Below are 10,899 nucleotides of genomic sequence, written 5' to 3'. Positions count from 1 at the left end.
CTAAAAAATGGATCGGTTATACAGAGCTACAGCAAGAGCTTGTTGAAAAATTTCAAACTCGTACCCTTAACCCAGGATCTGATTCCCTAGAGTTTAATCAAATACTGAAAGGCTATGGACAACTTAGGTTATTTTATCATTTCCAATCCCATCATAATGTGTACGAGTTTAGTTCAGGGTTGAACTTTCCACCTAAGCTTAGTATCCAATTCGATTCATCAGTATTGATGAGCGATTTGCATTTTGAGTATATGAAGTTTTATCACTTAATGACTTTGCTCATTGGCTCAGACTTTAAAGTAAATGAAATTACCATAACATCTGGAAGTCGGACATTTTCATCTAATGCAAGTGTTTACTTCCCAACGATTAACCGAACTCATGATCGTGACTATCCTGTATTCCCCCTTGGGTTGAACTTGAGATTTAATGATCAAGGTCTTCCTAAGTTTCCGTTGGAGGCGTTTAGTAATTACTACCTTCTAGAAGAAAAAGAGAGAATCATCTTTACTAGGTACCTTAGATATCAAAGAATGAAATCTGATGAGGAGAAGTTTTTAGGATTTTTTCGATTGTTAGAGAGCCTAACAACTAAATCTAGTACGTATGTAGAACCTGAATCTTTAGAGGCTTTTTTGAAAGAATCTAAAGCATGTATTCTGGAAAAATTGAAAGGCAGAGGCACAAGTAGGGATATCAAAAAGTTAATTTCTCGAATTGGTAGACTAAACACTATGAAGTATAACACTACCAAGTGTATAGAAGACTTCCTCAAAAAATTACCAGCTGAAATTAGGATATCAATAGCAGTTACAGATAAGGATGTTCAAAATATTGTTAATCTAAGGAATAACATTACCCATGCTAATGCTTACACCATTGATGATAGAGAATTAGAAAAATACACATCTTTCATTAACGTTCTTCTCTATTTAGCGTTGCTTGAAAAAATTGGTAGCCATCCAGAATTAGGATCTAAGGTTGTTTACAGGCTAGATGGGCATCACTATATTCAAAATCACAATTATTAAAAATTACCCTAGTCTTTAACGTATGGTGTGGAGGGTGACTAAAGCAGGTCAGCAATTGATAGGTGAACTATATAATTTGACGTACCTGAAATTATCTGACTTCCATAACTTCGTAACGCGTTTCTGTCCAAAAATGAGTTAGATTCACTTGGTATCGATTCGTTAGTAATGTTTGTTACTAACAAACTTACAGCAGTGATCCTGTCTTTTTTTCAACTATTTTGTGCATAATCGTCTACTGACACTCAACCGACCTTTCTTAAAAAGAAAATAAATAATTTACGGTTTTTTTTCTATTTTCCGTATCTTGAATTGGTAGCTAGACAAACTTACAGTACACATAAATAAAACTAAGCATCGGCTTACTTCATATAACTACATTATTAAAAAAGACCTTTGCTAACAATTCTAAAATAGGATATTTATGAAAAAGAATCTAGTTACACTTATTGCACTTATTAGTTTATCAATGAGTGGTTGTAGTATTATTGATAACAATATTAAAGTAGATAAAGAGCTTCAGAAAAAGGCGGCCTTTGCATTAGGGACTACACCTGAGAAAATAAAAATCACTAATCGCGGAGCTGATATAATGAAAGTAACATTCAATGCTACTTTTAATCGACGTGTATTCCAATGTTATTATACTGGTGGTGTTATTATCACAAGTGATGCTATTTGTTCAGCAACAGATGGTAAGGCTATGCCAGCAACGTCACAATGTAATGCCCTGCTTAAAGCTGCTGGCAAGTGCTAACATTAAAAATGGTTACCACATATATCTGTAGTAACCATTTCTACGATTGTAGTGTTCCCTGCTGCGATTAATCACCAGATACCACTATAATTTCGATAGCACTAATGGTGAGTTTTTTAGTCAACAACACCTATTTCAATTCTAATCATTTACATCAACCTATTGTTAACAAAAATAAGTTGATAGAAAACGTTTGTTAGTAATGTTTGTTCCGAACAAACATTACTAACAAACTAACTTACTGAACATTGACTGATGGTTTCCCAAACATATAATACAAACAATCTGCATTTCCCTTAATTTACCCATAAACCCGCAAACATCAGATAAATAATCAGATTTCCTTGACGGTGAACCATTTTATCGCTATTAATATGTACCAGACATACGGTTAAATTGATTTTTGATAAAAATAGATAACTCATTGTAATTACAGCACTTTTGATTGATAGGTGTAGCATTCAAATCCCTATCCCTCCACCAAATTAAAAGATTAAACCGCTGTTTTTTAAAGCGGTTTTTTTGTATCTGTACTATCGAAAATCACCTTGCACAGAAAGGTGGCACAGATGCACTTATTAAGACTCCCAAATAGCGTGTACTATACTCGTCTCGCCACTCCAGTTTCACTCCGTGAAAGTGGTTATCCTAACGAGCTAAAATTCTCCCTACTGACTCTTGAGCGTAAAACCGCTTATCGTCGTAATGTTGAGCAAATTCAATTACTTCATGCATTGTTCTAGAAAGCCATTGCGCTATTTTGTTCATTTACTACCAACTCTGATTTGGGCAGGGAAGACACATACCTATATTTATTTTACCTTGGTGTACGCGTAACTTGTAAAGCAATGGATTTACCTATTGTGTACATAGGCAAAGATATCTCTAATTGCCATTGTTGTCCCACAGCGGACGCACACATTGCTTTAGTGGGAGAATTAGAAAATAGGTATATTCTCACTTGAGGCTTATGAATAATCAGCTCTAATCAGCTCTAATCGGATCAATTCATCAACAGCTTCCCAATATTTTGTACATTTCTCCATGTGGGATTGTAATAGCCGCCTGCTCTAGTTCGGTACGCTTAAAGGCATTGATAATTATAATTGCGACAAGAAAGAGAATTGAACTAACCTCAATGTGGTCAGCATCCAAGGAGCTATAATCGCACTGATACTAGTAAGTCCAACACGGCTTGAGGCATTTGCAAGAAACTGCCCAAAAAACACCCCTGATTGAGCAACAGTCGATATCCCTTTCAACCCATATCCAAATCGTCCTATTGATGAGTGACTTGTATCTTTAAATTTATAAGATTAGATAGAAGTTATCGAAAAATATCAATAGGGTGCACACGTTAACATTAATTATCAGCAATTATTTTCTTGGTATGTATATGCAATCACAAACCCAAGAAACAAAAAAAGCGAGCCATTATAGCTCGCTTTTAAATCTATGTTTTTATTATAATTTACAGCAGTTCAACAGACTGTTGAGCAATTACAAATTCTTCATTGGTTGGGATAACCATAGCAACAGCGTTCAGAATTTCTGATTTAGCGATAATACCATCAGCGCCAAAACGTGCACTTTCGTTACCAGAAACATCTTCAACAAACCCTAGAATTCTAAGGTTGCTTAAGATTTCACGACGGATTGGTAATGAATTCTCACCGATACCACCAGTGAAGATGATGCCATCTAGAGAATCTAATGCTGCTAGGTAAGAAGCCACGTACTTAGCTACACGGTAAGTGAATACTTGGAATGCTAATGTCGCACCTTCGTGTCCCTCTTCCATTGCTTCAAGGATACCGCGAGCATCACTTGTTAGACCAGACACACCTAGGAAACCAGACTCTTTGTTTAGAGAGTTAAACACTTGCTCTTGTGACCAACCTTTCTTAAGTAGGTACTCAATGATTCCTGGATCTAAGTCACCACAACGTGTACCCATCATTAAGCCAGAAAGCGGGGTAAAGCCCATTGACGTATCAACACTGTTACCGTCTTTAATTGCACAAACCGATGCGCCATTACCTAGGTGAACAGAGATAAAGCTCGATTCTTCGATTGGCTTGTTAATCATTTTCGCAGCTTCACGACTTACGAAATAGTGGCTTGTACCGTGGAAACCGTAGCGACGAACACCAAAATCAGTATATAACTCTTTAGCAATAGCACCTGTGTATGCACGCTTTGGCATAGTTTGGTGGAACGCTGTGTCAAATACCGCAAATTGAGGAAGAGAAGGGAAGGCTTCAACAGCAGCACGGATACCAATAGCACCTGCTGGGTTATGTAATGGAGCAAGATCTGATAGGCTCTCAATCTCTTGAGTTACTTCTTCAGAAATGCGAACTGTTTGTGTGAATTTTTCACCACCGTGAACGATACGATGACCAATTGCAACAATACCATCAGTAAAGCCTAACTCTTCAGTCAGCCCTACTAATTTGCCAATTGCAATTTTATGGTGGTTCTCTTCGCCTTCAATGGCGATTTCAGTTTTCTGTCCTTGATACTTCCAGCTCATACGAGCATCTTCCAGACCAAAGCACTCACCAAGGCCACTTAATACTGCATCACCAGAAGCAGAATCGATAACAGCAAACTTTAGTGAAGAGCTGCCTGAATTGATAACTAATACGTATTCGTTGTTCATCATTATTCTCTTTATTATACATCTGTAGGTTGCACATAGATCTGTGCCTTTTGTTACCCTTCTATTATTCAACTTTTTTTTAATTATTCAACTTTTGTTTTTGTTTATTCATATTTTATTTATCAATTCCTTATTCTAGATCAACATTAGCAAATATAGGCTGTTATCTGCCCTCAATCTCAATAATGAAAAGTGTTAAGGAGATCCTGTTATAACGAAAATTTAACATGAAATCATTGATTTAGGCTCTGATAAAAAGAAGAATGACATACCGTTCAAATTTTGACTAATTTAGTATGAATATATTAATCTGCGATGATTCTGCCATCGCACGTAAAATGCTCTCAAACCATATAGAACTTGCCTCTGAGATTACGCTTCACTACGCTGAAGATGGTGCTCAAGGTTTAGCTATATTAAAAGATCATTCGATTGATGTACTCTTTCTTGATTTGACCATGCCAGTATTGGATGGGTTTGAGGTTCTTGAGCAGTTCCCGAACAACGCAAAATCAACTCAAATAATTGTTATTTCAGGAGATATCCAGGAAAAAGCAAAGCAGCGCTGTTATGAACTTGGTGCAAATGAATTTATCGAAAAGCCCTTTAAACCTGAAGAAATAGCAAAATTGCTTCATCGTTATAATATTCCTACAAGCTCTAAAATCGCAATACATAACCATAATCGTAATCGTAGCCTTACTTTTTCAGAGGTTATTGCTAATATTAGAGAAATTAGCAATGTGGCTTTAGGTACCAGTGCCGCTCTTATCTCAGAACAATTTGATCGCTTTATCGATATGCCACTACCAAATGTTGCCTCTTTGCATCATTCAGAATTGCAAATAACATTACAAGATATTGTTAATAACTCTGAATACCGAGCTATTTCCCAACGTTTTGTAGGTAATGGCATTAATGGTGAGGCTCTCGTCTGTTTGCACGGTAACGAATTATCCGAATTGTTAAGCGTTGATAATGGAGAAGAACAAATAACAACCCATGAAGCTATTTTAGATATCTCTAACCTTCTAGTTTCCTCTTTTCTTTCTTCATTCAATAAACAGTTAGATATCAACATTTCATTACGTCAGCCTATTGTATTAGAAACAGAGCAATTAAAAGTCGCATTAAAACACACTCCCTCTTTTCTTAAAGAGTACGAGAGTGACATCTTCACTATCGAATTTGTCTACTCTGCAGAAACTATCGATTTAAAGTGCGATGTGATTTTTTTAATGGATAACGACTCTTTAACTGCAATCAAGTCTATTTTGGAGAGTATATTATTATAACCTCAGATATGAGTGACTTTCATTGGGCAATGCAAGTTATTGATGATCTCGATGCTGGCTTAATTGTGTTAGACAAACATTTTCAATGTATGTGCGTGGAATGGCTTCATGCAATCTTACAGTGGCATCACCTCAGATATGATCCTTGGCAAAGTTATTTTTGATGTTGTTCCTGAATTACCAGAAACGTGGTTACGAAAGAAAGTTGACGATTCTTTTACCTTAAACTCTCGTGGATTTTCATGCTGGGAGGATAGGCCTTACTTATTTAAGTTTAAGAACTTTACTCCGTTCTCTAATGGCTTGACTGAAATGCGTCAAAACATTACTTTTTCACCGCTTACCTCTTTAAATGGTCAAGTTTCTCACATTAGTTTGGTCATTAATGACGTTACTCATATCGCAAAAAATAAGCTCCATTTACAAGAGTCAAATCAACAACTATCGAATCTAAGTAAAACGGACGGTTTAACGAAACTGTTTAATCGTTCTTATTGGGAGTCCTGTCTAAAAAGAGAATTTGAGCAAGCCACAATATCGGGAACGACGGCTTCTGTTGTCATTTTTGATATCGACCATTTTAAAAGAGTAAATGATACTTATGGCCATGCAATTGGTGATGTCGTTATTCGCAATGCGGCTGAGTTATTACGGAAAACCTCTAGAAATACAGATATCTGTGGTCGTTACGGTGGCGAAGAGTTTACTGTTATCCTTCCAGGGACCAACGCTGAGCAAGCACTATATTTTTCAGAACGATTACGAAAACGCGTAGAAAAAGCGCAGGTTGAATCCGATAACGTCATAATAAACTACAACATAAGCGTAGGTATCTGTGAGCTATCTTCAGATAATGATGATTATTTAACTTGGTTAGAAATGGCGGATAAAGCACTCTATTATTCAAAAGAACATGGACGAAATCAATCAACTATCTACCATCTTGCCATTAAGTAATTCATAGACAGAAAAAAGCCTGAGTGATAATACTCAGGCCCTGATTACAAGAAGTAATGTCGCATCCTGCAACACTTACCCAGCTATGCGTAATGCCAATACTGCGTTGAACACTTTACCGATCGGCGACCAAACCATCATAAAGCTCTTTACGCAAATGAACCCTGCCCAAAATGTGTCGGGTCCGTATAATTATCGTTATCCTTTTACACCACCGGCTGTCAAACCACCCACAAGGAATTTCTGAGCAAGTAAGAAAACCAATGTAATAGGTAATGCTGATAATACGGCAGCGGCCGCAAAATCACCCCATAAGTAGTTCTGAGGGTATAAATATTGTTGCATACCAACTGCTAATGTGTACGAGTTTACATCAGAAAGTAGTAAAGATGCTACCGGAACCTCAGTAATTACCCCAATAAAAGACAAAATAAACACAACGGCTAGAATTGGCACCGATAATGGTAACAATACTAAACGAAATGCCTGCCATGGTGTTGCGCCATCTAATGCTGCCGCTTCTTCTAATGAATTATCAATGGTTTCAAAATAGCCTTTAATCGTCCAAACGTGTAAGGCTATCCCTCCTAAATAAGCGAATATCAAACCACCATGTGTATTCAAGCCTAAGAATGGAATGTATTGGCCTAACTTATCAAACAGAGCATACAGTGCCACAAGCGCTAAAACTGCAGGGAACATTTGGAAAATCATCATACCTTTAAGGATGGTTTCTTTACCTTTAAAACGCAATCTTGCAAACGCATAAGCACTTGTTGTCGATAATGCAACAATCAGTATAGAGCTGATGGCTGCTATTTTTACAGAATTCCACAACCAAGTAAGAACAGGGAATGGAGGTTGTGTCGTTGAGCCATCTGCGTGCTCTACTGCAATCCCCAGAGCCAATTTCCAGTGCTCTAATGATGGGTTTTCAGGAATAATGCTACCTGTAGCAAAGTTACCTTCACGGAATGAAATCGTAATAACCATTAGCAGTGGGAATATGATCATTGCTAAAAATACCCACATTGCTACATGAGTTGCCCAAACGCGGTACTTTAAGTTTTTTCCTTGAACCATTGCCATATCAATGAATCCTTATTTATTTAGTCTGCAAGTAGCTAAATACAATTTTCGTTATAAATAGCGACTTAACTATTATTAGTTTAGTTATTTGATAATTTGGTAAAACGTAGGTTCAGTAACGCTAAGCCACCAACCAATAAGAAAATAAGTGTTGCAATTGCACTTGCTAAACCGAAGTCTTGGCCACCACTGCCCTCAAATGCGATTCGATACGTATAACTTACTAGTAAGTCGGTATAACCCGCAGGTTCAGTCGTTCCAATCATGTTTGGCCCACCTTTAGTCAATAACGCAATCATTACAAAGTTATTAAAGTTAAAAGCAAATGCAGCAATCAATAATGGGGTTAATGGTTTAACCATCATTGGTACTGTGATTTTGAAGAAGTTTTGAATTGGCCCTGCACCATCAATCGCTGATGCTTCATAAAGATCTTCTGGAATCGATTTCAATAACCCCATACATAGAATCATCATGTAAGGGAAACCAAGCCATGTATTCACAATTAATACCATTGTTTTGGCAGTAAATGGGTCAGAGAACCAATTAGGCTGAATACCAAACATGCTATCAAGTAACATATTTATTTCACCGAAGCTTTGGTTAAACAGACCACGAAAAATCAAAATAGAGATAAACGCAGGAACCGCATAAGGAAGAATAAGCAATAAACGATAAACTGCACGGCCTCTTAACTCTTCCCATTGCACTACCGCAGCAAGAACCAAACCTATTGCTAAAGTGAAAACAACGGTACAAGTAGCAAAGATCACCGTCCAAATGAAGATGCTAATAAATGGTTCTTTAATACCGTCATCTTTCCAGATACGCTCAAAGTTCGCCGCGCCAACATTAACAACAAAACCAGGAGAGACAGGATCACCAACAAAAGCATCCTTATCATTTACTTCTTGATAAAACCCTGTTTCATGGTTTGCTTTGAAGTAGGTTTCTGTTTTTTTGTTGTATAACGTTTCACCATCATCTTGTAATACAAACAGTGGTCCAACCGCAGCAAACTTACGTAACCCACTCATCTTAATTTCTTCACCAGATGGCATAGACAAGGTAATTAAATTTAAGCTTGGGCGCTTAGCAATGATCTCTTTGATCTTAGCTTTTTTTCCTTTCACTGTTTCTACAGGCTTCAGATCTAAATGACGCTCAACCGCCTCTGAAATCTGAAAAGTCTCTGTCGCTAACAGTTGACCTGAATCTTTAATCGTTAACGCGTAACCATCTCCTTGATTCATTAATTGAAACTTATAGCTCTTACCACTTTGATACGTCTTTGATAGATGAACTGCTTGAGCACGCTCTAAGGTAACTTGGTTCGTTGCACTGTAATTGGTAAATGCCAACCCTACGGTATAAACCAATGGGAAAATAATGAATAAAATCATGCCCGCAATACCTGGGAAGGTATATCGATGTGCATAAGTTTTTTTACTACCAAACACATAAACAGCTAACGATGTTAATACAAGCGTTAACATTGCAAATGCAGTTTCACCACGAGAATACATAAGTACGCAAACATAACCATTTATCGCTGCAATAGCGGATAAAAGTCCCCATTTTGCCAATGATTTATAATTTGAATGCGAAGCGACTGCTGTTGTCATAAGCTCCAAGACCTTTTAAAAAATACCAACCTAGTAAGTCAATTAATAGCGATAACAAACTTACTACGATGGGTATATAGAGGATAATTTGATAATAATATTTAAAGAGGAAGAAATGGAAACCCCAACTCTCCCTCTGTAATATTTCGACTTACTTAGTCATGCGTTGTTCTGCTGCTGCTAATGCATCATTGATCATTTGACGCCTATCGACCACATTCCCCAGAGCTTCTTCCATGCTGTACCAGAATGTCGTGAACTGCGGAATATTTGGCATAATTTCACCATTCATTGCATTGTCCATTGTCGCTGCGATACGAGAGTCATTACCTAATTGTGCTTGGTATGAATTTAAGGCTACTGCGCCTAGTGGCTTATCATCATTCAGACTTTTTAAACCTTCATCTGTCAATAAGTAACTTTCAAAAAATTCAACAGCAAGATCTTTGTTTGGAGAAACGGCACTGATACCACCAACCCAAACCCCAACAAATGGCTTAGATGCTTGACCGTGGAATTTAGGTAGCGTAGTTACGCCGTAGTCGATGCCTGCTTTTTCAATGTTGGCCCAGCCCCAAGGACCGTTAATCATCATTGCAACATTGCCTTTTACAAATTCAGATTCGGCAACGGAGTAATCCATATCTGCAGAAATGGTTTTCTCTTTTACCATACTCTCAATAAAACTCATTGCATCTTGAACGCCTTTTTGGTTCACACCTGCGTTTTTTATATCATAACCATCCGCCGTTTTCTTAAAGGCATATCCACCATCTGCAGCAAGTAGAGGCCATGTAAAGTAAGCGCCTCCACGTAAAGGCCACATGATTGCTTTTTGATTTTTAGTCATTAGCTCTTTATCTAATGCTGGAATATCTTCCCAATTTTTTGGTGGCGTTTTGATGATTGCTTTATTATAAATTAATGAAACCGACTCTATCGCGATTGGGTATGCTATTGTTTTTCCTTTATACTCTACCGCGTCCCAAGCAAAATCTACGATTTCAGATTTCAGCTCTTCAGATGGTTTGATTTCTGCTAACAGTCCAGCCTCAGCAAAACCACCAAAACGGTCGTGTGCATAGAAAATCATATCTGGACCATCACCTGCCGCAGCGACTTGAGCAAACTTCTCTTCTGCTTTATCAGGAAAAGCAACCGTTACTTTAATACCGGTATCTTCTTCAAATCGTTTACCTACTTCAGCCATACCTTCATAAGACTTATCACCAGTCACCCAAATAGTAAGTTGACCTTCTTCGATTGCAGCAGAAGCGTTAATTGAACCAAGAGCTGCCATTGTGCATAGTGCGACAGTACTGAGGACTTTTTTCATTGTGAATCCTTCCTTTATAATTAATGAATCATCGGTAGGGTTTAGGTAAAAGCAGGTGATGATTCAATTTTCAGGATGTATTTTCATAAATTCTCACTTTGAATTCATCATCCTACTCTCTACGCCTTTTTCCTTATGACGTAA

General features: G+C 37.5%; 8 protein-coding genes and 1 pseudogene. 5 read left to right on the top strand and 4 right to left on the bottom strand.

Features of this window, described 5'->3' with window-relative positions; translation table 11 throughout:
* From F8B77_RS07910 to F8B77_RS07900, 3 genes are all read left to right on the top strand, one after another.
* Positions 1 to 1,031, top strand: a 1,031-nt coding sequence (locus F8B77_RS07910; protein ID WP_151654908.1) for a HEPN domain-containing protein, incomplete at its 5' end; no start/stop codon positions are given.
* Between the two features lie 424 nt (positions 1,032 to 1,455).
* Positions 1,456 to 1,788, top strand: a complete 333-nt coding sequence (locus F8B77_RS07905; RefSeq protein ID WP_151654907.1) for a hypothetical protein — start codon at positions 1,456 to 1,458, stop codon at positions 1,786 to 1,788.
* Positions 1,789 to 2,357: 569 nt separating this feature from the next.
* Positions 2,358 to 2,531 (top strand): DUF6538 domain-containing protein, encoded by a 174-nt coding sequence (locus F8B77_RS07900; RefSeq protein WP_244298235.1) that lies wholly within the window; start codon positions 2,358 to 2,360, stop codon positions 2,529 to 2,531.
* 728 nt (positions 2,532 to 3,259) lie between these two features.
* Here F8B77_RS07900 and F8B77_RS07895 read toward each other — a convergent pair.
* Positions 3,260 to 4,453 carry an acetate/propionate family kinase gene (locus F8B77_RS07895; RefSeq protein WP_167512785.1) on the bottom strand — a complete coding sequence of 398 codons (1,194 nt, stop codon included), beginning with the start codon at positions 4,451 to 4,453 and terminating at the stop codon, positions 3,260 to 3,262.
* Between the two features lie 296 nt (positions 4,454 to 4,749).
* On the opposite strand from F8B77_RS07895, the gene F8B77_RS07890 reads away from it, so the two are divergent.
* Positions 4,750 to 5,748, top strand: coding sequence for a response regulator (locus F8B77_RS07890; protein WP_151654905.1), 999 nt, complete (start codon positions 4,750 to 4,752; stop codon positions 5,746 to 5,748).
* A gap of 8 nt (positions 5,749 to 5,756) precedes the next feature.
* Positions 5,757 to 6,705 (top strand): annotated as a pseudogene (locus tag F8B77_RS07885) (sensor domain-containing diguanylate cyclase).
* 198 nt (positions 6,706 to 6,903) lie between these two features.
* Here the strand turns inward: F8B77_RS07885 and malG are convergent.
* From malG to malE, 3 genes are all read right to left on the bottom strand, one after another.
* Positions 6,904 to 7,794, bottom strand: a complete 891-nt coding sequence (gene malG / locus F8B77_RS07880) for a maltose ABC transporter permease MalG (protein ID WP_130043664.1) — start codon at positions 7,792 to 7,794, stop codon at positions 6,904 to 6,906.
* 80 nt (positions 7,795 to 7,874) lie between these two features.
* Entirely contained in the window at positions 7,875 to 9,419 is a 1,545-nt protein-coding gene (gene malF / locus F8B77_RS07875) for a maltose ABC transporter permease MalF (RefSeq protein ID WP_151654904.1), read from the bottom strand.
* Between the two features lie 151 nt (positions 9,420 to 9,570).
* On the bottom strand, positions 9,571 to 10,755 hold the full coding sequence (gene malE, locus F8B77_RS07870) for a maltose/maltodextrin ABC transporter substrate-binding protein MalE (protein ID WP_151654903.1): 1,185 nt from the start codon (positions 10,753 to 10,755) through the stop codon (positions 9,571 to 9,573).
* Positions 10,756 to 10,899: the final 144 nt, after the last annotated feature.

The organism is Aliivibrio finisterrensis (assembly GCF_008933155.1).
Lineage (GTDB): Bacteria > Pseudomonadota > Gammaproteobacteria > Enterobacterales > Vibrionaceae > Aliivibrio > Aliivibrio finisterrensis.
The sequence above is the reverse complement of the archived record's forward strand: the minus strand, read 5'-3'. Positions and strand labels throughout refer to the sequence as shown.